The 24867-nt window shown below is 34.5% G+C and carries 22 protein-coding genes, 2 pseudogenes and 1 riboswitch; of the genes and pseudogenes, 18 read left to right on the top strand and 6 right to left on the bottom strand.

Going from position 1 to position 24867, the window contains the following annotated elements; all coding sequences use genetic code 11:
- Window positions 1-84 precede the first annotated feature (84 nt).
- Window positions 85-522 carry a helix-turn-helix domain-containing protein gene (locus DN393_RS27400; RefSeq protein ID WP_064476468.1) on the top strand — a complete coding sequence of 146 codons (438 nt, stop codon included), beginning with the start codon at window positions 85-87 and terminating at the stop codon, window positions 520-522.
- Between the two features lie 207 nt (window positions 523-729).
- Here DN393_RS27400 and DN393_RS27395 read toward each other — a convergent pair whose 3' ends face one another.
- Window positions 730-1182 carry a VOC family protein gene (locus DN393_RS27395; protein ID WP_064476467.1) on the bottom strand — a complete coding sequence of 151 codons (453 nt, stop codon included), beginning with the start codon at window positions 1180-1182 and terminating at the stop codon, window positions 730-732.
- Between the two features lie 357 nt (window positions 1183-1539).
- Window positions 1540-2769 carry an aspartate kinase gene (locus tag DN393_RS27390; RefSeq protein WP_064476466.1) on the bottom strand — a complete coding sequence of 410 codons (1230 nt, stop codon included), beginning with the start codon at window positions 2767-2769 and terminating at the stop codon, window positions 1540-1542.
- A gap of 199 nt (window positions 2770-2968) precedes the next feature.
- Window positions 2969-3155: riboswitch (Lysine riboswitch) on the bottom strand.
- A gap of 191 nt (window positions 3156-3346) precedes the next feature.
- On the opposite strand from DN393_RS27390, the gene DN393_RS27380 reads away from it, so the two are divergent.
- Genes DN393_RS27380 through DN393_RS27370 form a run of 3 tightly spaced genes read left to right on the top strand, consistent with a single transcriptional unit; the run spans window position 3347 to window position 6501 of the window.
- The gene (locus tag DN393_RS27380; RefSeq protein ID WP_064476465.1) at window positions 3347-4255 is read left to right on the top strand and encodes a DoxX-like family protein; all 909 of its coding nucleotides are present in this window, start codon (window positions 3347-3349) and stop codon (window positions 4253-4255) included.
- Window positions 4256-4258: 3 nt separating this feature from the next.
- Window positions 4259-4870 (top strand): DUF4166 domain-containing protein, encoded by a 612-nt coding sequence (locus tag DN393_RS27375; RefSeq protein ID WP_064476464.1) that lies wholly within the window; start codon window positions 4259-4261, stop codon window positions 4868-4870.
- 5 nt (window positions 4871-4875) lie between these two features.
- Window positions 4876-6501, top strand: coding sequence for a YndJ family protein (locus DN393_RS27370; RefSeq protein WP_064476463.1), 1626 nt, complete (start codon window positions 4876-4878; stop codon window positions 6499-6501).
- A gap of 29 nt (window positions 6502-6530) precedes the next feature.
- On the opposite strand, the gene DN393_RS27365 is transcribed toward DN393_RS27370, so the two are convergent.
- Window positions 6531-7016 (bottom strand): 8-oxo-dGTP diphosphatase, encoded by a 486-nt coding sequence (locus DN393_RS27365; RefSeq protein WP_064476462.1) that lies wholly within the window; start codon window positions 7014-7016, stop codon window positions 6531-6533.
- 175 nt (window positions 7017-7191) lie between these two features.
- Here DN393_RS27365 and DN393_RS27360 point away from each other — a divergent pair, with 175 nt between their 5' ends.
- The 4 genes and pseudogenes from DN393_RS27360 to DN393_RS27345 all read left to right on the top strand — a co-directional run bounded on the left by DN393_RS27360 (window position 7192) and on the right by DN393_RS27345 (window position 10801).
- Window positions 7192-8439: an N-acetylmuramoyl-L-alanine amidase gene (locus tag DN393_RS27360; protein WP_064476461.1), complete on the top strand. Its 1248-nt coding sequence runs from the start codon at window positions 7192-7194 to the stop codon at window positions 8437-8439.
- A gap of 254 nt (window positions 8440-8693) precedes the next feature.
- Entirely contained in the window at window positions 8694-10106 is a 1413-nt protein-coding gene (locus DN393_RS27355; protein ID WP_064476460.1) for an S-layer homology domain-containing protein, read from the top strand.
- A 145-nt stretch (window positions 10107-10251) separates the two neighbouring features.
- Window positions 10252-10389: pseudogene (locus DN393_RS27350) on the top strand (MFS transporter); the annotation flags it as partial.
- 133 nt (window positions 10390-10522) lie between these two features.
- On the top strand, window positions 10523-10801 hold the full coding sequence (locus DN393_RS27345; protein WP_064476459.1) for a hypothetical protein: 279 nt from the start codon (window positions 10523-10525) through the stop codon (window positions 10799-10801).
- A 19-nt stretch (window positions 10802-10820) separates the two neighbouring features.
- Here DN393_RS27345 and DN393_RS27340 read toward each other — a convergent pair whose 3' ends face one another.
- Window positions 10821-11285: a hypothetical protein gene (locus DN393_RS27340; protein WP_064476458.1), complete on the bottom strand. Its 465-nt coding sequence runs from the start codon at window positions 11283-11285 to the stop codon at window positions 10821-10823.
- A 111-nt stretch (window positions 11286-11396) separates the two neighbouring features.
- Between DN393_RS27340 and DN393_RS32240 the strand changes: the two are divergent.
- The 6 genes and pseudogenes from DN393_RS32240 to DN393_RS27310 all read left to right on the top strand — a co-directional run.
- Window positions 11397-11699: pseudogene (locus tag DN393_RS32240) on the top strand (carbon starvation CstA family protein); the annotation flags it as partial.
- Window positions 11700-11788: 89 nt separating this feature from the next.
- Window positions 11789-12601, top strand: coding sequence for a polyphosphate kinase 2 family protein (locus DN393_RS27330; RefSeq protein WP_064476456.1), 813 nt, complete (start codon window positions 11789-11791; stop codon window positions 12599-12601).
- Between the two features lie 177 nt (window positions 12602-12778).
- Window positions 12779-13318 (top strand): PadR family transcriptional regulator, encoded by a 540-nt coding sequence (locus DN393_RS27325; protein WP_075310117.1) that lies wholly within the window; start codon window positions 12779-12781, stop codon window positions 13316-13318.
- A gap of 36 nt (window positions 13319-13354) precedes the next feature.
- Window positions 13355-15103: an MFS transporter gene (locus tag DN393_RS27320; protein WP_149174125.1), complete on the top strand. Its 1749-nt coding sequence runs from the start codon at window positions 13355-13357 to the stop codon at window positions 15101-15103.
- A gap of 299 nt (window positions 15104-15402) precedes the next feature.
- The gene (locus DN393_RS27315) at window positions 15403-15738 is read left to right on the top strand and encodes a YrdB family protein (protein ID WP_149174124.1); all 336 of its coding nucleotides are present in this window, start codon (window positions 15403-15405) and stop codon (window positions 15736-15738) included.
- A 218-nt stretch (window positions 15739-15956) separates the two neighbouring features.
- Complete coding sequence (locus DN393_RS27310) at window positions 15957-17225, top strand: MFS transporter (protein WP_064476452.1); 1269 nt, start codon at window positions 15957-15959, stop codon at window positions 17223-17225.
- 87 nt (window positions 17226-17312) lie between these two features.
- On the opposite strand, the gene DN393_RS27305 is transcribed toward DN393_RS27310, so the two are convergent.
- A complete protein-coding gene (locus DN393_RS27305) occupies window positions 17313-18296 on the bottom strand; it encodes a ketoacyl-ACP synthase III (protein ID WP_064476451.1) in 984 nt (327 codons plus the stop codon).
- A 182-nt stretch (window positions 18297-18478) separates the two neighbouring features.
- Here DN393_RS27305 and DN393_RS27300 point away from each other — a divergent pair, with 182 nt between their 5' ends.
- Complete coding sequence (locus tag DN393_RS27300; protein WP_064476450.1) at window positions 18479-19033, top strand: hypothetical protein; 555 nt, start codon at window positions 18479-18481, stop codon at window positions 19031-19033.
- 484 nt (window positions 19034-19517) lie between these two features.
- Window positions 19518-20777, top strand: coding sequence for a GTPase HflX (gene hflX, locus DN393_RS27295; RefSeq protein ID WP_061673188.1), 1260 nt, complete (start codon window positions 19518-19520; stop codon window positions 20775-20777).
- Between the two features lie 41 nt (window positions 20778-20818).
- On the opposite strand, the gene DN393_RS27290 is transcribed toward hflX, so the two are convergent.
- Window positions 20819-22459, bottom strand: coding sequence for a peptide ABC transporter substrate-binding protein (locus DN393_RS27290; protein WP_064476449.1), 1641 nt, complete (start codon window positions 22457-22459; stop codon window positions 20819-20821).
- Window positions 22460-22704: 245 nt separating this feature from the next.
- On the opposite strand from DN393_RS27290, the gene DN393_RS27285 reads away from it, so the two are divergent.
- Together DN393_RS27285 and cysK are read left to right on the top strand one after the other, a co-directional pair.
- Entirely contained in the window at window positions 22705-23916 is a 1212-nt protein-coding gene (locus tag DN393_RS27285) for an MFS transporter (protein ID WP_064476448.1), read from the top strand.
- A 10-nt stretch (window positions 23917-23926) separates the two neighbouring features.
- Window positions 23927-24844 (top strand): cysteine synthase A, encoded by a 918-nt coding sequence (gene cysK / locus DN393_RS27280; protein ID WP_064476447.1) that lies wholly within the window; start codon window positions 23927-23929, stop codon window positions 24842-24844.
- Window positions 24845-24867: the final 23 nt, after the last annotated feature.

Below are 24867 nucleotides of genomic sequence, written 5' to 3'. Positions count from 1 at the left end.
CGAATGGTTTACAGTGAATTTTACCAATAGTTTCTTTCTTTTTTATCTCCTATTATGTAATAATTTGTTAAAGGAGGGGACGTTATGAGCTTAGGACAACAACTTAAAAAATTAAGAGAATCAAAAGGATTTTCACAAGAAGATGTTGCTAAAAAAATTGGTGTGACAAGGCAAGCTGTGTATAAATGGGAACATGATAAAAGCTGTCCGGATATTGATAATTTAATTTTGCTTAGCGAAATGTATAATGTTACGCTCGATGAGTTAATAAAAGGGAACCGAAATTTAAAAGAGAAAATACATATTGATGAAGATGAGTATTTTGAGAAAGAGAATGAGTTTGGTTTTTATATTGGGTTTGGTTTGCTAATTGTGAGTGCTTTCGTTGATTATGAAGGAATGCAAGAGATCTTATTAGGAATAGCACTATTCATGATGGTTTTTTACTCTGACGTGAAGAAAGTTATTTTGAATGAGTTCAGATCGTTTTTTAAAAGAAAAGATATATATGATAAAAAGTGAGAAGAGCTAGTTATATTTCTTAGGAAAGAGTATAACAAGTAATTGAATTGTTTTATAATGATTTCGGGATGTTGATAGTATGTTAAAAAGCTCAAACAAGTATAACCCCGTTTTAAAGCTAGGACGGGGTTGAAAATCTAAGTTTTATTAATCAAGAAGTTCTTTTAAATATTTTTATTTCAGTAAAGACTTCTTATAAAACATTACTTACTTGTTACCGAGTTGTTCCGCTAAACCGATTAAAATTCCTTCGGTTCCACGAATGTAGCAGAGTCGATATGAGTTCTCGTACTGAACTACTTCGCCAACGAGTTGAGCACCATGCTTAATCAGTCTCGATACCATTTCGTCAATGTCTTCGACAGTGAACATGACGCGCAAATAACCGAGGGTGTTTACAGGAGCTGTCCGGTGATCTGCTATAGTAGATGGTGTGAGAAATCGAGAAAGTTCAATTCGGCTATGGCCATCTGGGGTCACCATCATAGCAATCTCCACGCACTGAGAACCGAGTCCGGTTACGCGACCAGCCCATTCACCTTCGACAGTAGCTCGCCCTTCGAGTTTTAATCCAATCTCTTCGAAGAAAGATATTGCGTTATCAAGGGATTCTACAACGATGCTGACATTGTCCATTCTTAGTAATCTGTTGTTTGCCATAGTCTTTATCTCCTTATATGTATAAATTTATTATTTAATTCTCCCCATAATTATACTAAAATCTCTTCTAAATAAAAAACACCTTGTCACAGTGTAGGGAAATGTGACAAGGTGTTTTCAGGTATAGTATATAACATCTTGTTAACGAACAACACTTCGAAAACCTTCTACTACTGAGATACGCATGAACTTTATTTCGTGAATGCTATTATGTTCAAGTAGTTTCAAGAATTTGATACTGTAATTGCTATTCGATAGAATAACTTCGACTTTCCCACAAAACAGTCCTACCCTGTTTCTATTTATATAGGAAGAAAATAGATTCATATAATTTGTTTTAAGTGTTACTAGTGGAAATTAACTCATCTGCACTAAAGGCTCAATTTTTGCCATAAATGATTGATGCAGCGCCTCAACACCTGTTACTAAATGAAGGCGGTCAATAACGACAGATACTTTAATTTCTGATGTACTTACCATTTTAATATGAATATCTTCTTCTTTTAAAGTAGTGAACATATTCGCAGCAACTCCTGGATTAGAGACCATACCAGATCCTACAATGGATACTTTTGCTAAATGATTTTCATATTCTACAGATTCATAGTGAAGTGTTTCTTGATTTTGTTCCAATACCTCTAATGTTTCTTTTAAATCATTAGAATGGATTGAGAAGGAGAGGTGAACAGTTCCTTCATTTGTAATACTTTGAATGATGATATCTACATTAATATGTGCTGTTGCCAATGTAGAGAAAACTGTTGAAAGTGCACCTTGTTCCAATCCTTTCATTGTGACGCGTGTAATATTATCTTCAAATGCAATACCTTTAACGATTGATTGTTGTTCCATGTTACATTCTCCTTTTACAATTGTTCCGTTTTCTTGTTCCATACTTGAGCGAACTTCTAACATGACATTATGATTTTTAGCAAACTCAACAGCACGCGGGTGTAATACACCAGCACCGAGGTTTGCTAGTTCTAGCATTTCGTCATAAGAAATTTCATCTAATTTATAAGCATCTTTTACAACTCGTGGGTCCGTCGTATATACACCGGTCACATCCGTGTAAATATCACATTTTTTTGCTTTCAGTGCAGCAGCTAATGCAACAGCAGTTGTATCAGAACCACCGCGGCCAAGCGTTGTAATTTCATGGTTTTCGCTGATTCCTTGGAAGCCAGCTACAATAACAATCGTGCCTTCAGTAAGATAAGACTGAATTCGATCTGTATGAATTTCAGTAATCCGTGCACTACTATGTACAGATTCTGTCGTAATACCAGCTTGCCATCCAGTTAATGAAATTGCGTTATAGCCTTTTGCTTGTAGTGCCATCGTTAATAATGAAATAGTCACTTGCTCTCCTGTTGATAGAAGCATATCCATTTCGCGTTTACTCGGATTTTCTGAAATCGCGTTAGCAAGTGCTACGAGTTCATCTGTGCTTTTTCCCATTGCTGAAACGACAGAGACGATGCTATGTCCTCGTTCATATTCTTCAATAATTAAATTTGCTACATGTTGAATGCGCTCAACGCTTCCAACAGAAGTGCCACCAAATTTTTGTACAATCGTTTCCATTACGAATTCCTTCTTTCATCCATTTTTAAGAATAGATTAGGACATATATAGATCCCAATATTCCTGTAGTTACCAGAGAAAAACAAAAAACACCATCTCAAATAAGTGAGGATGGTGCTGTTACAGGAAAAGGGAAACAGAAAACGGAGCTAATAAAAAAACCGCCAAAAAAGGAATACCATAAAAATGATATCTCTTTTTTGTAGATAGCTCTTCATACATACACTTCTGTACATATGACAGTTCTGTTTCTATTCGAAAACAGCCCCAATCGATAAATGCAGAGAAAATTATCGATTTCGGCAATACTTCCTTTCATCTAATTTCATAGACATCTCTGTGTCTCCATTAGAATAATCATAAGTATCGCAACCTCTATCTCACGTTTTAGGCGAGAGTGTTTGATTTATGAAGTTGTTGGTAACATTTGTTTTATAATAATTTAAATTTTTCGGGGAATCAAGTGTTTTGTATAAATTTTAAAAATTCTTTCTTTTCTTGAAGGAGTTTGTGAAAACTGTAGCAAAATAAATTCATAGCATGTACATTAAATTTATAGTGCATAGGAGGTGGAAGAATGAAGGGGAAAAAGCCTATTTATGTTTCGGCAGAAATGAACACAACAATGGAAAAAATATGGGGATATACACAGGAACCAGATATACATACAGAATGGGATGCTCGCTTTACTGAAATTTCGTATTTAGAGAAAAAAGAAGGAGAACCGCAGAAGTTTTTATATAAAACTAAAATTGGATTTGGACTTGAAATAGCTGGTGAAGGGGAATCGATAGGTGAAATAAGAAAAGAAACGGGTGAAAGAATTTCTTCTTTAAAATTTTGGACAGATAATAAATTATCACTTATTCAAATAGGGCGTGGTTATTGGAAGTATACACCGCGTGAAGAATACATTCATTTTGAGACGCAATATGATTACGATACGAGGTTTGGTCGTATAGGAAATGTAATAGATTTCTATATGTTTCGTCCGTTATTAGGCTGGGCGACTGCTTGGAGTTTTGATGCGTTAAAATTATGGATAGAAAAGGGACTTCATCCGAGATTACTAATTAGAAGAACGATGACATATTGGCTCGTATGTTTTTTATTTGCTTTTGTATGGATGTATCAAGGAATAGTGCCGAAACTATTGTTTACTCATTCAGAAGAAGTAAAAATGCTATCTGTGATGATTGGTTCAACTGAACATAGTATTTTTGTACTTAAAATAATTGGATTACTAGAACTTATTTTTGGTGTCATATGGTTGTTGCCATTTCAAAAACGAAAAGTATTTATCGTACATATTTTTATGTTAATAGCCTTAACGATAGCGGCGGGTTTTACGAATATCGTAAGCTTTACAGAGCCGTTTAATCCAATTACATTAAACGTTCTACTAATGGGGTTATCAATTGTCGGTTATATAAATAGCACGAATTTGCCAAGCGCAAAAAATTGCAAGAGGAAGAGAAAGGGATAATGTATGGCTAATATGTATGAAAGACTATTAGGGGATTCTTATAAAAAGCTTCATCCAAAATTACAGAAACGCTATGAAATTACAGAAGAAAATAGCTTTACTGGAGAAGGAAATATGGATGAAATTTACGGAGGTTCTTTTTTCGTGAAATTGATATTAAAAATTGCATCGAAGTTTAGAATGTTTTTCTCTGAGCGGGGGAAGGAAGTGCCATTTACAATACATAATACCGCTGAGCGAGATGAACATGGAAATGAACTTGTGCGGTGGAATCGTACTTTTTATTTTCATAATAAAAAAAGATATTTTAACGCCGTTATGCAGTTGGATGAAGAGAATAATGAAATTGTAGATTATTTTGGTGAACCGCACATACTTGTTTCTACGTTGGATTTTCATATTGATGAGGTGGGGGCAATACATATTTCTTCAAAGAAACAATGGTTCTACATGTTTGGAAGAAAATGCCTGTTACCTAGATTTTTATACGGAGAGGCCAAAATTGTGGAAAGTTATGATGAAACACTACAATGTTTTCGAATTCATGTACAAGTACGCAATCCGTTAATTGGTTCATTATTTTCATATAAGGGAACATTTGTGGAGAGGAAATAAATGTTATGAAAAATATAATAGTTGGGCTTGCTTGTTATATTATTTTTCTAATATGTGAGTGGTCAAATATAAACCCAGTGGAAGCAATTATATTATTATCTATTTTGTTATTTATACCGATGTCATTTTGCATCATTGATAAGAAAACAAGAAATGGATCGTATGTATCTTTTTATAAATTTGTATCGCTGTTATATCCAATCGCAGCAATTAGTGCAACGTTAGCTTTCGTAACAAATCACTATTTCTTTGCGATACTTTGGTTTGTATATACAGGAATTATTGCGTTATTTGGTGTAAGTAGAGTGCTAGAAAGAGGATGGAAACAGTTAGAAGAGACAGCTATTGATAGTGCGTTTATTTATTTGTTTCTAGGTGGTTTTTGGTTTTTTGCTTCAGTAGCAAAGCTTTCCATTATGCACTTTAGTTCTGACATTGTTTTGCTTACCGCTGCACACTTTCATTATTCGGCATTTCTATTGCCGTTATCAGCTGGTTTAATTGGGAGAAAAAGAGAAAAAAGAAGTAAAGTATATGATGCTATTATGTTTGTCATCGTCATTTCACCTATGACAGTTGCAATAGGGATTACGTACTCAAGAGTATTTGAATTTTTTGCAGTGTTCCTATATTTATGTGCTATTTATGGTTATGGGATTTATGTTTGGCGCACGAAATTTAATGCTATCAGTGCAAAGATTCTCCTGATCATATCGTCTAGTACACTCATGGTAACAATTATGTTTTCACTTATATATTCGTATGGGAATTTGAAACATGTACTGATGATTACAATTGCTCAAATGGTTTGGATTCACGGTGTTGTCAATGGAATTGGAGTAGCGTTACCAGCATTTGTCGGCTGGATGATTGAAAATAGTGCCCCGAATTATAAATATTACGGGAAACCAATGAGCGGGTTAAGAGGAAATGCGACAGTTGGTGAAGCATTTTTACATAACAGAAATTTAATAGATAGCAAGGAATACAAAGGTTTAGTTGATAAAATGAATGATTTTCATAGTGAGGCATTTGACGTGACGAAGATTCCTTTAAGTATTACTCGTTTTTATGAAAATACAAAAGAGTATGAGTTACAATCGCATATTAAGTGGGCTCGTTGGTTTCGTCCGGTTGCATTTTGCTATGAGAAAATGAGTAAGCGTGTAGGACAAATACATTTAGGAATGGGCGGTAAGTGGGAAACGATGCATGGCTCTATCGTCGGGATAATAGATGAGAAGGATGGAAGAGAGAATGTAAGGGCTTGGCTAAGAAAAAATGAAGCAGGAGAATCTATTTTTGTAGCTCTTTACTCAAAGCACACATATAAGAGCGAGGCATATATGAATATTGCATTGCCTTTACCATATTCGAATATGACGGGGGTTTTAAAATTATGTAATAGGAGTAATGATTTAATCATTACTAGTAAGCTGAGAAGAAATGGTAAAGGAGATGAAGGAATTTATTTACATACTCGTTTCTTTACAATTCGTTTACCGTTAGCAGAGACTTTTATTATAAAGGAGAACACGAATCACATATTAGAAGCTAATCATAGAATGTGGATATTTGGAGTTAAGTTTTTAGAAATTGATTATGAGATTAAGAAAATAGAAGGAAAGTAAAAAAAGCTTGGAGAGATACCAAGCTTTTTTTACGTATGCGTAATTGTCATAGCAACTTGTTTATCTAAGTCTCCGTCCCAAACGCGTTGAATTTCAAACGAACCTTTTTCAAAAAATAATGGGAATCTTTCTTTAAACCAATCTTGCATTGGAAGATTTAATGCTGTATCGATTGGTACCCATAATAATTCGCCTTCAGGAGGATTCAAAAGGAGTTCACCTTCAAATGAATTTGTCCAATAGTTAAATACCATATATCGAACATTTTCTTTCGGATTTACGTATTCATCTAATCCCTTAAAAGTTAAATTTGAAACAAGTAATCCAGTTTCTTCTTTTACTTCTCGTTTAGCAGCTTGGACGATACTTTCTGGAAAATCTACTTTACCGCCAGGAGCGATATAACCAGGGAATCCTAGATGATCGGGGCGCTGTATTAGCAATACTTTGTTATTACGCTGAATCATACACATTGTATACATACGGTGTTCTATATCTTTCCAATTCTTGCTCATGGGAACCTCTCCTCTTATAAAATAAGAATCTTATAGTTTTTAACTATAGTTATATATGACAAAAAATACAATAATAATACAAATTTATACAAATTTCAATTGACTATTACTAATTTTCAGAACTATAATTAGTCTGTTATATAAATACATTGTACTTGAGAGGGGAATATATTCTATGAAAAATAGAATAATTGCAGCAGGATTAATTGCAGCTAGTATATTAACTTATTCATCTAGTAGTTTCGCACAAACAAAAAAATTTCCAGATGTCGTAGCTAAACATTGGGCAGAAGATTCTATTTACTATTTAGTAGATAAAGGTGCAGTTACAGGTAACGATAAAGGAATGTTCGAGCCTGGAAAAGAAATCACTCGTGCAGAAGCAGCTACAATGATGGCTAAAATCTTAAACTTACCAATCGATAAAAATGCTAAACCATCTTTCGGTGATTCTCAAAACGATTGGTACACTCCATTCATCGCAGCTGTAGAAAAAGCTGGTGTTGTTAAAGGGAAAGGCCCAGGCGTCTTTGACCCAACTGGGAAAATTGACCGAGTTTCAATGGCATCCCTTCTTGTAGAAGCTTACAAATTAGAGTCTAAAGTAAACGGTACTCCAGCAACTAAATTCAAAGATTTAGAAACATTAAACTGGGGTAAAGAAAAAGCTAACATCCTAGTTGAATTAGGCATCTCTCTTGGTACTGGTGAGAAGTGGGAGCCTAAGAAAACTGTAACGAAAGCAGAAGCAGCACAGTTTATTGCAAAGGCTGACTCACTTAAAGTAGGCAATCCTTTAGTAGAAAAGGTAGTTATTATTGATCCTGGTCATGGAGGATTTGATCCAGGGAATCCGGGACAAGGTGTAGAGGAAAGTGGAATTGTATTTGATACTTCTTTAAGATTACAGAAGTTGTTAGAAAAAAATACACCTTTAAAAGCTTTGTTAACACGTGAAGAGAATGGAAATCCAGGAAGTAACAAAAATGAATCTCTTGCGAATCGAGTGAAATTTGGACAAGAGAACAATGGAGATATATTTGTAAGCATTCATGCAAATTCTTCTGAAAATCATGATGGTCATGGAACGGAAACATATTATTATAAAAAATCCAAGCGTGGAGAAGAGACACAGATTGAAAAGGATAGCGAAGTATTAGCGAAGAAAATTCAAAAACGAGTAGTAGAAGCACTACATACAAGAGATAGAACTATAAAAGACAATCATTCATTTTATGTAGTAAATAATAATACAGTACCAGCAGTTTTAACAGAGCTTGCCTTTATTGATAATAATATAGATAATGGTAAATTAGCTGATGAATCAGGAAGACAAATTGCTGCTGAGGCAGTTTATGCTGGGATTTTGGATTATTATGAGTGGAAAGGTTTCGATGTTTCAAAATATCGTTTAGCTAAATAAGAATGTTGATTGCTAAGTCCATCGTCTATATAGAGGTGGGCTTTTTATGTAAGTTTTCGTAATTTTATATCGGAATAAAAAGATACATCGTATTATACTGATTATAAATAAAATAATGGTAGATTAGTTTATTTTTATCACGTATACTTTTACTGTTGACTAATTAAGAGTTTGTTAGTTTATTAGGGAAAATTATATAATAAAGGGAGGCAAGTTAACACGGGACAAGCATATACATAACGTGTTAAAAAATTATGAAAAAAGTTATTTCTAATGTGTTAGCAGTGACAGTCGCACTTCAAGTAGTGCTGGCTCCAGCAACTTCGTTTGCATCTACAAAAGAATTTCCAGACGTTCCGAAAAATCATTGGGCACTTGAAGCGATTACTGATTTAACGTCAAAAGGGGTTATTGCAGGTTACGATAATGGTAAATTTGGTTTTGGAGACGTTGTAACTCGTGAGCAAGTAGCAGCATTAATGTATCGCGCATTAAAACCAGAAGTAAAAAGCGATTATAAAAATCCATACTCTGATATTAGCGCAGGAACGACGATGTTCCCAAAAGAAATTTTGGCATTAACAGATATGGGGATTTTCATAGGTGATGGTAAAGGGACGTTTAGACCGAAAGAATCATTAACTCGTGCTGAAATGTCTGTTATTTTGCAAAGAGCATTTAAATTAGAAGTAAAAGCAACACATACATTTAATGATATAGATGCAACACACTGGTGGGCAAAAGAAGCAATTAGTGCATTGCAATCCAATGGTGTATCGGTAGGGAATGGGCTTGGAGGATTTGATCCATCGGGTGTATTAACACGTGAAAGCTATGCGCAACTTTTATATAAAGCGATGAAAATTAAAAATGATGTTCCTGTTGAACAGCCATCGTATATTAATCTAGACGTAACTTTGCCATCTAACGTAACGGCACTAGAGATTGATAATTTCATTAAAAAATGGCATCCTGACAGTCCACTTATTGGAACTGGACAAGATTTTATTCAAGCACAAAATGAGTATGGTGTGAGCGCACTATATTTAGCTGCACATGCAATCTTAGAATCTGCGTACGGTAAATCAGAAATTGCATATCGTAAACATAATTTATTTGGTTTAAGAGCATATGATCGCGATCCATTTGCATATGCAAAATATTTACCTTCATATAAGGAAAGTATTTCTTACAATGCTGATTATGTAAGGAAGAACTACTTAGAAGAAGGTGCAAATTATTTCAGCGGTTACACATTACCTGATATGAATGAAAAGTATGCAACAGATAAAGAATGGGCTGGCAAAATCGCTAATATTATGGAGCGTATTAAACCGTTTAACAAGAAAGATTATGAAAATGTAAAACGATTACCGAAAAATCCTAATACATTAAATGTAGAGGCATTAGGAAAAGACATTCCATATAAAGATTATGCAAAAGATGCAACAGCTACTGTTCAATTAGTAGGCTCTTACTATCAAGTGCCATATCCATTTGGCTATACAATTAAGAGTGTACCAAATGTTACACAAAATGAAGTTGGAAAATTAGAAAATGGTAAGAAAGTAAATGTATATCGTGAAGATCCAAACGGTTGGGTAGAATTTTCATTTGAAAATGCTCAAGAAAAGTATTGGACATTGAAGAAGAACTTAAAATTATAAATAAAAAAGGTGTTTTCATTTATGAAAACACCTTTTTTATATTTTTACCAATAATTTAACAGTTTCATATATAATTAAAATTATTGAAGATTGAATTTTCTGTTTTATAATCGATATTAACTTAATTTGAAAAGAGGAGAGAGGTATGCAAGGAGAAATACGAACAGAGAAAAATGTAAGTTATGTTGGTAAATTAATATTGCCGGTTAAAGCGTCACCACATTTTAAATTTTTATGGATTGGGCAATTACTTTCGACTTTAGGTAGTTCGATAACGATGGTTCGCTATTGTCATAGGTGGTGAGATAACGATTATAACACTAGCTATATTAGTACTTGTAACAATTGGAATAGCGTTATGTGTACCAAGTATTCGACGATTTGATTGATGATATAAGGGAAGGGGAACGACTTATATGATTATAGGAAGCTGGAAAGATATAGTAATAAAGGAATTGGCCAGCCAATACACTTTGCATGAAAAGGTCTTTGAAGCAAAAAATTTCACAGTCTATATCGCCACCCATAGAGAAAATAAGCTAACATATAATCAACTAGTATTAGTAAAACATCTTTGTAACGAAAAGCCTTCCGTACATATTTGGGACAAGAAAATTAGTACGGAAGCAACAGAACTAGAAATCACAAAAGAAGTAACAGAAGCGATTCAATCTGGTTTTGTAAATGAAGAATAAGCCCTAATCAAATTAGGGCTTATTCTTCATTAAACACAAATGTTTGTTTCATTTGTTCCCCCTCATTTACCGGATGACCGTTGTATGAGAAATTTTTTTCTTCCCAAGTAATGACGACTTTAAAATTATGGCTATTAAAGTCTAAAGGGAATACGATGTAGTCAGAGCTTGTTTGACTTTTAGAAACGTTGCTATTTAACGTAGTAGGATTAAAAGTAGCTTTAGAGGTAGGAGTGTTATCAAGTATTTCCACTGATACATTTGATACATCATTACCGATGTTTTTTACGAGTAAACTATATGTATCATATACACCCTGTTTTGGCTGCACTGCTTGCTTGTTTGCGTTATGAGATTTGTCAATTTCGATATACCACTGTTTAGACTTTGATTCAATTGGTAGTGAGTGAAATGTGTATGCACTAGCTTGTATTGGTAGTGCGAAACAGATTAGTGCAAAGAGAGAAAATATTTTTCGTTTCATCTTTAAAGTACTCCCATTCTGTAACGGATTTATTTGTTATTATCTTCTTTTTTTGAGAGCGTATACCATAATTCAATTGTAAAAAAATATAGTCTCTCTTTGTGAATAAGATGGAGATATTTCTCTTGGGCTAACCAATCGACTGCAGCAATTGCGTGATGGATTGGAACGATGTATTTATTCATAAAAGGGAAACCGTATGTTGTTTCCTTAATTCCCGCGAAAGTCATGCAACTCATGACTTTCATTTACATTTTAAATGCAAAAATTGGTTTTAATATTCCGTTAAACACATCTTATATGGTAGGTGCGGTTATTACCGTTATGTTAACTGCTGTATTCTTTATAAAAGCTGTGAAAAATAAAAATGAGAATATTGAAGTAGATGTGCAATTAGAGAAGGAAGCTGTGTAGAGATTTTTCTACACAGTTTTTTCTAATGTGAAAAAATTTCCAATAATATGTTAAAATAACATTGTCATACAACAAGGGGGATTTGTTTTATGGAAAATGGATATCTTGCTAAAGTAGATGTAACGAAAAGAATTGAATCGAAATCTAAGTACAATAAGAGACTAGAAAAATATCAAAGGCGCTTATTAGCATTGCAGCAAATTGTAAAAGAAGAAAAAATTGCGGTTATGCTCGTTATGGAAGGCTGGGATGCGGCTGGAAAAGGCGGAGCGATTAAGCGAGTGACGGAACATCTTGATCCGCGCGGGTTTCAAGTAAATCCAATTGGAGCACCAGCACCTCATGAAAAACGGTACCATTACTTGCAACGTTTCTGGCGAAAACTTCCTCAGTACGGGCAAATTACTATTTTTGATCGCTCATGGTACGGACGTGTGTTAGTGGAGCGTGTTGAAGGGTTTGCTACAAAGGAAGAGTGGACGAGAGGGTATGATGAGATTAATGATTTTGAAAAACTATTAACAGATGATCATTATATAATCGGGAAGTTTTTCTATCATATTAGTAAAGATGAACAATTAAAGAGGTTTAAAGATAGAGAGAACAATCCTTTGAAAAGATGGAAAATTACAGACGAAGATTGGCGTAACCGTGAAAAGTGGGACGAGTATGTTGAAGCAATGGAAGACATGTTTGAAAAAACAAATAAGCCAAATGCGAAATGGGAAATTATCGAAAGTAATGATAAATTGTATGCTCGTGTGAAAACGTTAAAAATCATTATTGCATTAATTGAGGATTATTTCTTAGAGCATGGTATAGAATTACCTTCGTATTATTATGAAATGAAAGAGGGTAAGACAGAAGGTTTTGAAGCTAATCAAGATGAAGTTGTAAAATAGTACAAAGTTTGTATATGAAATATAAATTAGAGCTACCCTGTAATTTTGAACAATAAAATTACAGGGTGTTCTTTTATTTAGAAACATTTTACAATTAACAGAATAGGGTATATAATCAATAATCATATTAACATTGTTAATATGATTATTGATTATATACTATGTGGGGGTCTTATTTTGAAGGGAAGAGATGTTGTTTTAGGTTTATTGATGGAAAAAGAATTGTCTGGTTATGATATTAAAATTGTGTTCGAAGACGTATTTACTCATTTTTTTGATGGGAGTTTTGGAATGATCTATCCAACGTTACGACAGTTGGAAAAAGAGGGGAAAATAAAGAAAGAGGTTATTATGCAAGAAGGGAAACCGAATAAGAAAATGTACTTTATTACAGATGAAGGGCGTGAAGAGTTTTATCAATACATGCAAACAGATGTAGAGAAAGATGTTTTACGTTCAGATTTTTTAATGAGGATGTATTTTGGTAATTATAGCGATGACAAGGCGATAAAAAAATGGATTGAGGACGAAATTGAAAGGAAAGAGGTATACATTGCGGATCTTCGTTTGAAATATGAAAAGTGGAGAGAAGGTATTACTTTTGTTGAGGAAATTTCACTCGATGTAGGTATTGCATCATATAGTGCTCAAGTAGAGACATTGAAAAGAAAACTAGAGCAACTAGAAGTAAAAAAACACAATAAAACAGAAGAATGAAAAACACGTTCATAATAAATAAAGGGGTAGATGAACATGGAGCAATCAAAGGGTATTAAGATTGTCTTTTTAATGTGCTTAGGTATATTTCTTTGTATGATTGATACGACAATTATGAATATAGCTTTACCGGCCATACAAACGAGTGTAAATACTTCATTAGAAAAGATGTCTTGGATATTAAATGTTTATACGATGACGATTGCAGTACTAGCCATTCCACTAGGACGGATAGCTGATATTTTTGGGAAAGCAAAGATGTATATTCTTGGTTTGATAATTTTTGGTGGTGGATCAGTGCTTTGTGCTTTTGCTAATACGGGCGATTTTCTCATCTTTTCTCGTTTTATACAAAGTATTGGTGCAGCAATTTTATTTCCGACAAGTATGGTAATCGGCGTTTCAGCAATGCCATTAGCAAAGAGACATGTTGCACTTGCAATTTTAGGGGTAACACAAGGACTATCAGCTGCAATGGGACCAGTAATAGGTGGAATTATTACACAAAATGTCGGTTGGAGATGGGTGTTCTTCATAAATGTTCCTATTTGTATTCTTGGAATCATTTTATGCTGTATTATGCTGCAAATAAAAAATGAAGAACGTATTATCTCAAAAATAGATTGGGTAGGACTACTATTAAGTAGCACAGCAATTTTTTCTTTTACTCTCATATTAGTAAAAGGCAATACATGGGGATGGCAAAGTAATATTGCTTTGTCTTGTTATGCAATTAGCACTATTTCTCTTATTCTATTTGTTTTAGTAGAACGAAAGATTCATAATCCAATGGTGAATTTAAAGTTATTTCAAGATCGAATGTTTGTCGGAGCGTCTATCGTTGTCATATTAAGTAATTTATTTTTAATTGGAGTTACTGTATTGCTTCCGACGTTCTTGACGAAAATACAAGGCCGAACGGAAATTGAAGCAGCTTTTTTAGTGACACCTATTTCAGCAATGATATTTTTTGTCTCACCAGTTGCAGCAACTTTAATTAAAAAACTCGGAAAAGTAACTATTATTTTGTCAGGCTTTCTTGTTATGGGTTTCTCTTATTATTGGTTGCAAATGATTGATGTTAATTCAACGAATATTGAAATTATTATTCCATGTATGATATTAGGTGTTGGGTATGGTTTAGTAGTAGGTCCAATTACAGTTTTAAGTGCTTCTTCGTTTGAAGGGGAATTATTAACCGCTTCTCAAAGTGTTGTCTCGATGTTGCGGCAAGTAGGAATTGTATTAGCAGTTGCAATATTTGTATCTAACTTAACGCACAATTTAGCTGTAAATAAAGAGAATGTATATCGTTATGCAGAAGAAAAATTGCATAATATTCATGTGAGTAGTGCCCAGCAGGCTGAGATATTAGAAATAACAAAAGGAAAAATAGAGAACCAAAGTATAGAAACAAATGTAGAAAAACATCAAAATGAAACATTTGTAGGGTTAAATAAAGAGAAAAAAGATGCATTAATTCACCAAAAAGTGGATGAAGTATTAAGAGAAATTCCAGTAGAATATAGAGATGCAAAAAGAGAAGAAGTTATGAATCAAGTGACAAAAGAAGTTGAAAAACAAGAGGAAAGTATAAAGAAAGAAGTACTCGCATTTTCGGATGATGTGAATCACTATGCTCAAAATCAGATGGCAATGAGTTTTACAGATTTATATAAAGCAAGTGTGCCGATTATCTTAGTTTTTGCTTTAGTAAGTTTGTTATTTTGGGAAGGAAAGGCTTTGAGTAAAAGAAGGGAAAAAAGGATAGTAGGGGGATTGTAAGGGAAATAGGCTAAATATGAATTTCACCCTAATTATTGAAAGTTGGTTATTAACAAAGGAAAGAACTCCATGGACGAAACGTGAATGGCGAAGTTCTTCCCTTTGTGCTTATAGGCATATGTGTCACTATCATTTAAGTATTTACTCTCATTCATTATCAGCCAAAATCAAAGATGAACTGAATAGTATGAATAAGTATTTTTACATACAATGAATAGGTACGTATCAAGTTCAAATATAGGATGCATAATATTATTTTTATAGGATTCTACATAAGTTTTCAAGGGGGGCTTTATAATATGTCTATAAAACATATAAATCTGGTGACAAGATTTTTTATAGAATTATTTGCTCTTGCATCACTATGTTATTGGGGCTTTCAATTTTTTGGGGATGTATATGGGAAATATGTTTTTGGTATTGGTTCACCACTACTTTTTGCGATAATATGGAGGCGGTTCATTGCACCTAAAGCATCATTAAAATTGACAGAACCATATAGGTTTATGTTAGAAATCATATTGTTTGGAGTTAGCTCTGTTGCTCTATATACTGTTGATCAAATAACCTTTGCTATTATTCTTGCAGTGTTATTTATAATAAATCGCACTTTAATCATTGTTTGGAAACAATAAATTTACTACGGTATCTATATAAAATCATATGTTATGTAGTTTTTTTATTATATTATTTAACTTTAATAATACAGAAGAGTAGTGTTAAAACTTAGGGGATTATTATTTGAAGTGGAGGAGCAATAAAATATGAATAAATTTAAGAGTTATAAATTGGGGATTTTGCTGTTCTATAGTACATTAACAAGGGGGATTAGTTTTATAGAGAGGGTGAGGAAATGATAGATACAGCAGATGCTTCAATAAGTAATCATATATATACAGAAGAAGAACAACAAAAATTATACAAAAGAACATTACTAATCGTAAGTATTTCACAAATGTTCGGTGGAGCAGGGTTAGCTGCCGGAATTACAGTAGGTGCACTTCTTGCGCAGCAAATGCTTGGGACAGATGCATATGCAGGGTTACCAGCTGCTATGTTTACAATGGGATCTGCGGTAGCGGCTTTCTTTGTTGGGAAGTTATCACAAAAACATGGTCGTCGCATAGGGCTTGCAGGAGGTTTTATAGTAGGTGGAATAGGGGCTATTGGAGTTGTGGTGGCAGCTTTAACAAATAGTATTATTCTTTTACTAGTTTCTTTACTTATATATGGCGCGGGCACAGCTACGAATTTACAAGCACGTTATGCTGGAACCGATTTAGCGAATAAGAAGCAAAGAGCAACTGCTATTAGTATTACGATGGTAATGACGACCTTTGGTGCAGTCGCAGGTCCAAATTTAGTAGGTGTAATGGGAAGGTTTGCTCATTCAATTGGAATTCCTGAACTTGCTGGTCCGTTCATATTATCGGCAGCAGCATTTATACTAGCTGGTCTTATTCTATTTGTTATGCTTCGTCCAGATCCGTTACTTATTGCTAATATGATAGAAACATATAAACAAGAGCATACATATAAAGGGCAACCAGTAATAGAAGAAGCAACAGAAAATAAACGAGGTATTACAGTTGGAGCTATCGTAATGATACTTACGCAAATCGTGATGGTTGCGATTATGACGATGACGCCAGTTCATATGGGACACCACGGTCATGCTTTAAGTGCAGTAGGTCTTGTAATTGGTTTTCATGTAGGTGCAATGTATCTTCCGTCTCTCGTTACGGGAATGTTAATTGATAAAATTGGCAGAACTACGATGAGTATAGCTGGTGGAGTGATTTTACTAGCAGCAGGTGTCATAGCGGCGATAGCGCCAAGTGATTCTTTAATACTATTAATTCTTGCTTTGTCTTTACTTGGATTAGGATGGAACCTCGGTTTAATCAGTGGTACGGCTCAAATTGTTGATGCAACTATACCTTCCACACGTGCAAAAACACAAGGGAAAATAGATGTGTTTATTGCGCTAGCTGGAGCTTCAGGTGGAGCGATGTCAGGAATGGTAGTGGCAAATTCAAGTTATGCGGCATTGTCATTAGCTGGAGGAGTTTTAGCTTTCATGCTTATTCCTGTTGTGATATGGACTCGGACAGGTAAATAAAATTAAGATAGTAGAAGCAGCGTTCAAAGGGAGGTCATCAATCTTTGAATGCTGCTTTTTTGTAGTTAGTTGTATAAAAGAAAAATGTTAGTTTAAATCCCACTCCACAATAAGCCCTAAATGAGTAAGACCACCACCAAACCCGTATAGTAAAAGTGTGTCTCCGTTATTTAATTTCCCTTCTTTTCTAGCTAAATCTAGAGCGAGTGGAATAGAAGCTGAAGATGTATTCCCCATGTATTTTACACTCGTTAAAGTATTTTGAATTGGAATTTCTGTTTTCTCACAAATAGATTCAATCATTCGTAAGTTAACACTGTGTGGTATGAACCAGTCTATATCATCTATTTGCATATTGGCGGTATGTAATAGTTCTTTTATACCTGCTGGTACCGTACGTGTTGCCCATTTATATACTTCTCTCCCATTCTGAACGATTTTTTCATTTGTTTGTAGTGGTGTACCATTCATAGTAGTAGATAAGTTTGTTCTGTATAGATGAATGCCACCAGCACCATTTGTTCCCATATGAGCAGCGATAAAGCTTGGTTTGTTTTCATCTCTTTCTAATAAAATAGCTCCAGCACCATCACCGAATAAAATACAGGTCGTTCTATCGGTGTAATCGGTAACTTTTGATAATGTCTCTGTCGCTACGACAGGTACTTTTTCATGTGATCCAGAAGTGATTAAGCTATTAGCTACGTGTAGTCCATATGTGAAACCGGCGCAAGTTGCATTTAAATCAAAAGCTAGTGTATGGGGGATGTTGAAGTGTTGTTGTATTTGACATGCGACACTAGGAAAAACATAGTCAGCAGTTGTTGTAGCGACGATGATACAGTCGATATCTTCTAAGTTCTTTTTAAATGTTGTACATAAATTTTCAATTGCGTTAATGGCTAAGTGTGAGGAGTATTCGCCTTCGCTAGTAATCCTTCTTTCCTTTATTCCTGTTCTTTGTACAATCCATTCATCAATCGTATCGATCATTTTTTCTAAATCATTATTAGATAATATTTGATTTGGAACATGAGTACCAATTGCAGTAATACGGGATTTAGAATGCATGGGAACATCTCCTAACTTTTATTTTTATAACCGGATACTAATATCAGGTTATAAAAATGTCAATAAAGACTTTTGTTGTATTGAAACGATAATGCTTAACTTACTATGAAGGAATTTGGTGAGTGTTGTAAAAATAATATACGAGAAGTTTCAAAAATTGATAATGGGGGGAGTTGAGCTCCTTGAAAAGGATTTTATACATGGTTTCTGTTGTCATTATTTATAGCTTTATTCTTATTATTTTTCCAGAGAAATCTCATGCTTGTGATTGTGTTAACGTATCAGCAAAAGATGCATTTCAAAAAAACGATGTAGTGTTTGAGGGGAAGGTAATTGAGGTTGGAAGGAAAGAAGGGGGTGGAATTGAAGTATTATTTGAAGTGAAGGGAATTTGGAAAGGGACAACATCTTCGCAAATTATTGTATATACAAATGGTGGTGATTGTGTGTTTCACTTTGTAGAGGGAGGAGAGTACTTAGTATATTCTTCTCAAAGAGGATCAGACAAACAATTATACACACATAGTTGCAGTAGAACGAAGAGATTAGATGAGGCAGGGGCGGACAAAGTGGCTTTAAGTCAAATTGCAAAAGAGTCTGTTCCGACGAAGAAAGTGGATTTGAAAGGAGAAATGGTGAGTGATTTAAGTTGGTGGCAAGTTGTTACTCTTTCTATAGGTCTGTTACTGATAGTAGCTCTTGTGATTTTTATTGTAAGAAGAATGCGCAAAAAATGACGATTAAAGTAAAAATACAAAGATTTTCTTTCTGTTTCTATAGGTGGTTTAATCTTGTGAAAGCGAATTACTTATGCTACACTTTATGTAACTTAAAATGAACGGAGGGGCTTCCTTTGATCTTAATCAGATTACGTCTCAATACTTTGTGCCAATAATTGAATAGCGCTCAAAGGCTCTGTCTGTGTACAGAGTGAACGGGATTGGTCTGCCTATTTTAAAGGAACCCTTTATTAAGCTTATATGTGAAAAAGAGGGAGGGACGAATACGCCCTCTTTTTGTTTTGCCTTTATAAATAGAATGAGATCGTATAGGTGAACACTTATTGTGGATGCGTTATATGATCATGGGACTTTTTGACTATGAGATAGGATGAAAGTATAACTTTCTTCTATTTCTTTGGTGAACCCTTATCCGTTTACGAAAACACAGGCAGTAACCTGTGTTTTTTATTTTACGTAATCGAAATGGAGGAATAAATATATGGAAGAATTATTACAAAGAGCAGTTTTAGTTGGAGTGAATTTAGGTAATGAAGATGATTTTGCATATTCAATGGAAGAGCTAACAAACCTTGCAGAAGCTTGTGATGTAGAGGTAATTGGGCAAGTGACGCAAAATTTACAACGAGTAAATCCTTCCCATTATATTGGAAAAGGAAAGATTGAAGAAGTAGCAGCGTATGTAAATGAAGTAGATGCGAATATGGTAATCTTTAACGACGAATTATCTCCTTCACAAATTCGAAATTTAGAAGCGGATTTAGATTGTAAAGTAATTGACCGTACCATATTAATTTTAGATATTTTTGCGCAACGTGCGAAAACGAAAGAAGCACAGTTGCAAGTAGAGGTAGCGCACCTTCAGTATATGATGCCTCGTTTAATCGGTCTTCGTGAATCGTTAGGAAGACAGAGCGGCGGAGTTGGTACGAAAAATAAAGGTGTCGGTGAGAAGAAATTAGAGTTAGATCGTCGTAAAATTGAAGAACAAATTTCAGTTTTAAATAAAGATCTAGAAGCACTTGTTGCCCAGCGTCAAACGCAGCGAAAGCAACGTAAGAAAAATGAAGTACCAGTTGTAGCATTAGTAGGCTATACGAACGCCGGAAAGTCAACGACGATGAATGCAATGCTTGAAATTTACAATGGTACTGAAGAAAAACAAGTATTTGAAAAAGATATGTTATTCGCGACGTTAGAAACATCTGTACGAAATATTGATTTGCCAGATAACAAATCATTCTTATTAACAGATACAGTTGGATTTGTAAGCAAATTACCGCATCACCTTGTAAAAGCTTTCCGTTCAACATTGGAAGAGGTAGCTGAAGCAGACCTACTTATTCACGTTGTAGATTACGCAAATCCAAATTACGAACAATTAATTGATATTACAAATGAAACGTTAAAGAAAATTGGAGTAGAAAATATTCCAACCATTTATGCTTATAATAAATCAGATATGGTAGACGTTGAAATTCCGAAAGTACAAGAGGACCGGGTTTATTTATCAGCGAAGAAACATGTTGGGATAGAAGAGCTTGTCGAAATGATTCGTTCACACATTTATAAAGAGTATACGAAGTGTGAAATGTTAATTCCGTATGATCAAGGACAGGTAGTTTCTTATTTCAATAATCATGCGCACGTTTTATCTACAAGTTATGAAAACGAAGGTACGAAACTAGAAGTAGAATGTAAGACGAGTGATTACGAAAAGTATAAGCGTTTTGCGATTTAATAAAAAAGGCGATCCTAATATATGTTAGGATCGCCTTTTTCTTATTCTGTAATAGAAGCCCACTTATAAGAATAAATTCCTGCAAATGGACGAATAACAACATCTTTTACTGTTGGACGTTCTAAATATACAAGTCCTGATTGGAAGATTGGAGCGATAGCTGCATCATCTTCCAGTAATATTTTCTCAGCATCTTGGAACGCTTTCCAACGTGCTGGTAAATCAGTTGCTAAAGTAGAGCTCGTTTTCTCAATTAATTCGTCGTATTGTTTGTTTGAATAGCTCATTTTATTAAATGGTCCATCTGTGACGAACATATTTAAAAATGTTGTAGGATCAGGATAATCTGGTCCCCATGTAGAAAGTGAAATTTCAAAATCACCATTTCCTTCACGATCTAAAAATGCTTTTACTGGAAGTGGCTGTAATGTGATTTTTAATCCAGGTAAGTTTTTCTCCAATTCACCTTTTAAAAACTCGCTAATTTTTTTATCGTTAGACTCATCAGTTGTTATGATTGAAAGAGAAGCGTTTTGTAAATTTGTTTCTTTTTTCGCCGTTTCCCATAGTGTTTTAGCTTCTTTCACATTTGTTTCTACTTTTACATTACTTGTACTGCGAAAATCTTTGTTATCAGGTCCTTTTACGAATCCTTTCGGAACGAATGCATTCGCAGGTATAGAACCATTATTTAAAATCGTTGTTGCGATTCCTTGTTTATCAAAAGCGAGCGAAATAGCTTTTCGAGCATTTTTGTTTGCTAATAAAGGATTCTTTTGGCTAAATCGGAAAAACGTCATAGAAGGACGTTCCATTTTCTTTAAGCTCGGATCTTTTTGATATTTATCAACAAACTCTGAATTAATCGTAATTCGGTCTACTTGTTTGCTTTCAAATAAATTAACGGCTGTGGAAGTATCTTTTACGATATTTACATTAATTTCATTTAACTTCACATTTTTATTATCCCAGTAGTTCGGGTTTTTTGTCATTTTATAACTTGTATCATGTTTCCATTCACTTAATTGGAACGGCCCGTTATAAACTACATTTGCAGCTTCAAGTCCGTAATTTTTCCCTTGTGCTACTACAACTTTTTGGTTTTGAGGATAAAATGTTGCAAATCCCATTAACCCTAAAAAGTATGGAACAGGGTGTTCTAACTGTACTTCAAGCGTTTTATTATCAATCGCTTTTACACCAAATGAATCAATTGGTAATTCTTTTTTATTTATTTTTTCTGCATTTTTAATATCGAACATAATATGTGCGTATTCAGAAGCAGTTTCTGGATTTATGGCACGTTTCCATGCATATTCAAAATCATGAGCAGTCACTGGATCACCATTTGACCATTTGGAGTCGTGTAATGTAAATGTATATGTTTTTCCATCTTCGCTCAGTTTGTATGATTCAGCTGCTGCAGGAACAGGTTTATTGTCAGGACCAGGCATATATAATCCTTCCATTACGTTGTTTAATGCAGCGTAAGAAAACCCATCAGTTGCGATAGATGAATCAAGTGTAGAAATTTCCCCAGCTTCTACAATGTTTAATACTTGTTTTGAAGATTCTTTTTTCTTTTCTCCGGTAGTTGTTGCCTCTTGTTTTTGACCACATGCTGTTAAAAGTATAGATAATGTGATTGAGAGTGCAACGATTCCTTTAGATTTTTTCTTCATAGTTGTCATCCCTTCCTTCATCTCTGTCCTAGTATAAAAGAAAATATAGAAAATTTCTATAAATAAATCCGATAAAACTTATAGAAAAAATATATTATTTCTATAAGTGATATTTCTGGAAAAAGAAATGAAACCAGTATAGAATATAAATGTTTCAAAAGTCAGAATTTATTGAGGTTAAAGTTTTACTTTATTACACTTGCTGTAATAAATATATATATTGTACAGGAAGGAGAAATACACGTATGCAGGCAGTTTCGCAAAAAAACACTGTTGAAACACCGACGATATATCGAATACTATTTGCAATTAGTTTCGGTCATTTTTTAAATGACTCGATGCAAGCAGTTGTGCCGGCATTGTTTCCTATTTTGGAAAAAACGATGAATTTATCCTATATGCAAGTAGGGTGGATTGCGTTTGCATTAAATATGACGTCATCGATTATGCAGCCGTTTTTTGGTATGTATTCGGATAAGAAGCCGTCACCATTTTTATTACCACTCGGTATGTTTTCGAGTATGCTTGGGATGATTGGACTTGGGTTTGCACCGAACTTTATTATTGTTATTATTTCTGTTTTATTTATCGGATTAGGTTCCGCGGTCTTTCATCCAGAAGGTGCTCGTGTTGCTTATATGGCAGCTGGTGCAAAACGGGGTTTAGCGCAAGCGATTTATCAAGTGGGAGGAAATACAGGGAATTCCCTAGCTCCTATTTTTACAGCGTTAATTTTCGTTCCGCTCGGCCAAATTGGTTCTTTAGGTTTTACAGCATTTGCAGCGGTAGGAATTGTATTATTAATTTTCGTATCAAATTGGTATAGGAATGAATTAGCAACTGGCGCTGTGAGAAGAAAAAAGAGGGCTGCGCTTGAGGCGGAAAATGCGATTGTAAGTACACATATTAAATTTGTTATTCTACTTCTTGTTTTTCTTACCTTTGTACGTTCTTGGTACGGTGCTGGTATCGGGAATTTTTATCAATTTTACTTAATTGAGCATTACGGTTTATCTATAAAAAATGCCCAGTATTTCGTATTCGCATTTATGATTGCCGGTGTATTAGGAACTTTCTTTGGTGGACCGTTAGCAGATCGATTTGGAAAGAAAACAATTATTGTATTTTCAATGCTAGGTTCGGCACCACTCGCCCTTTTATTACCTCACGTTTCGCTAGTGTGGGTTGTACCGCTATTTTTATGTATCGGTTTTATTAGTTCAAGTAGTTTTAGTGTAATTGTTGTTTATGCGCAAGAGCTTGTTCCTGGAAAAGTAGGGATGGTATCTGGATTAATTGTAGGGCTTGCGTTTGGACTAGGAGCTTTAGGATCTGTAGTACTTGGGAAATTGGCTGACATATATAGTCTACAATTCATTATGTTACTATGTAGTTGTCTGCCATTAATTGGACTTACTTCTTGGTTATTACCAAATGATAAGAAAACGATAGAATAGGGGATGCACTATGAAATTATGTGAAAATGTTACAGAATTAATAGGAGATACACCTGTCGTCCGATTATCTAAATTTATTCCAGAAGACGCAGCAGATGTGTATGTGAAACTAGAAATGTTTAATCCATCACGCAGTGTGAAGGACCGCGCTGCCTATAATTTACTGCACGTTGCAGAAGAGCATGGTCTCATCAAACCAGGAGATACAATTATTGAACCGACAAGCGGAAATACAGGAATAGGCTTAGCAATGAATGCAGCTGCGAAAGGGTATAAAGCGATTTTAATTATGCCAGACAATATGTCAAAAGAGCGTATAAATTTATTGAAAGCATACGGAGCAGAAGTAGTTTTAACACCGGCAGAACAAAGAATGCCAGGAGCAATTGCGAAGGCGTTAGAACTGCAAAAGCAAATACCAAATAGTTTTATTCCGCAACAATTTGAAAATCCAGCAAACCCGAATATTCATCGTTATACGACTGCACTTGAAATTTATGAACAAATGGATGGCGAGCTTGATGCATTCGTAGCAACGGCAGGAACTGGTGGAACTATTACAGGTACTGGGGAAACGTTAAAAGAGAAACTACCAAACTTATATATTGCAGTAGTAGAACCGAAAGGATCTCCCGTTTTATCAGGCGGTGTTCCAGGTCCTCATAAACTAGTAGGAACAAGTCCAGGGTTTATCCCGAAAAATTTAAATACAGAAGTGTATAACGAAATTATTCAAATTGCAGACGAAGAGGCTTTAACGACAATGAGAAACTTAGCAAGACAAGAGGGGTTATTAGTTGGACCATCTTCTGGAGCTTCTGTTTATGCAGCGATTATGATAGCAAAACGATTAGGCGCTGGTAAAAAAGTTTTATGTATTGCACCTGATACGGGAGAACGGTATTTAAGTATGGGATTATTTGAATAAAAATGATAGAAACCCCTTAATGG

This window comes from Bacillus sp. BPN334 (genome assembly GCF_008368885.1).
GTDB classification, from domain to species: domain Bacteria; phylum Bacillota; class Bacilli; order Bacillales; family Bacillaceae_G; genus Bacillus_A; species Bacillus_A wiedmannii.
The sequence above is the reverse complement of the archived record's forward strand: the minus strand, read 5'-3'. Positions and strand labels throughout refer to the sequence as shown.

Excerpts from the sequence above, each read along its gene's own strand:
- DN393_RS27400 (WP_064476468.1), top strand. The coding sequence starts at position 85 with ATGAGCTTAGGACAACAACTTAAAAAATTAAGAGAATCAAAAGGATTT.
- DN393_RS27395 (WP_064476467.1), bottom strand. The coding sequence starts at position 1,182 with ATGGCAAACAACAGATTACTAAGAATGGACAATGTCAGCATCGTTGTA.
- DN393_RS27390 (WP_064476466.1), bottom strand. The coding sequence starts at position 2,769 with ATGGAAACGATTGTACAAAAATTTGGTGGCACTTCTGTTGGAAGCGTT.
- DN393_RS27380 (WP_064476465.1), top strand. The coding sequence starts at position 3,347 with ATGAAGGGGAAAAAGCCTATTTATGTTTCGGCAGAAATGAACACAACA.
- DN393_RS27375 (WP_064476464.1), top strand. The coding sequence starts at position 4,259 with ATGGCTAATATGTATGAAAGACTATTAGGGGATTCTTATAAAAAGCTT.
- DN393_RS27370 (WP_064476463.1), top strand. The coding sequence starts at position 4,876 with ATGAAAAATATAATAGTTGGGCTTGCTTGTTATATTATTTTTCTAATA.
- DN393_RS27365 (WP_064476462.1), bottom strand. The coding sequence starts at position 7,016 with ATGAGCAAGAATTGGAAAGATATAGAACACCGTATGTATACAATGTGT.
- DN393_RS27360 (WP_064476461.1), top strand. The coding sequence starts at position 7,192 with ATGAAAAATAGAATAATTGCAGCAGGATTAATTGCAGCTAGTATATTA.
- DN393_RS27355 (WP_064476460.1), top strand. The coding sequence starts at position 8,694 with ATGAAAAAAGTTATTTCTAATGTGTTAGCAGTGACAGTCGCACTTCAA.
- DN393_RS27345 (WP_064476459.1), top strand. The coding sequence starts at position 10,523 with ATGATTATAGGAAGCTGGAAAGATATAGTAATAAAGGAATTGGCCAGC.
- DN393_RS27340 (WP_064476458.1), bottom strand. The coding sequence starts at position 11,285 with ATGAAACGAAAAATATTTTCTCTCTTTGCACTAATCTGTTTCGCACTA.
- DN393_RS27330 (WP_064476456.1), top strand. The coding sequence starts at position 11,789 with ATGGAAAATGGATATCTTGCTAAAGTAGATGTAACGAAAAGAATTGAA.
- DN393_RS27320 (WP_149174125.1), top strand. The coding sequence starts at position 13,355 with ATGGAGCAATCAAAGGGTATTAAGATTGTCTTTTTAATGTGCTTAGGT.
- DN393_RS27315 (WP_149174124.1), top strand. The coding sequence starts at position 15,403 with ATGTCTATAAAACATATAAATCTGGTGACAAGATTTTTTATAGAATTA.
- DN393_RS27310 (WP_064476452.1), top strand. The coding sequence starts at position 15,957 with ATGATAGATACAGCAGATGCTTCAATAAGTAATCATATATATACAGAA.
- DN393_RS27305 (WP_064476451.1), bottom strand. The coding sequence starts at position 18,296 with ATGCATTCTAAATCCCGTATTACTGCAATTGGTACTCATGTTCCAAAT.
- hflX (WP_061673188.1), top strand. The coding sequence starts at position 19,518 with ATGGAAGAATTATTACAAAGAGCAGTTTTAGTTGGAGTGAATTTAGGT.
- DN393_RS27290 (WP_064476449.1), bottom strand. The coding sequence starts at position 22,459 with ATGAAGAAAAAATCTAAAGGAATCGTTGCACTCTCAATCACATTATCT.
- DN393_RS27285 (WP_064476448.1), top strand. The coding sequence starts at position 22,705 with ATGCAGGCAGTTTCGCAAAAAAACACTGTTGAAACACCGACGATATAT.
- cysK (WP_064476447.1), top strand. The coding sequence starts at position 23,927 with ATGAAATTATGTGAAAATGTTACAGAATTAATAGGAGATACACCTGTC.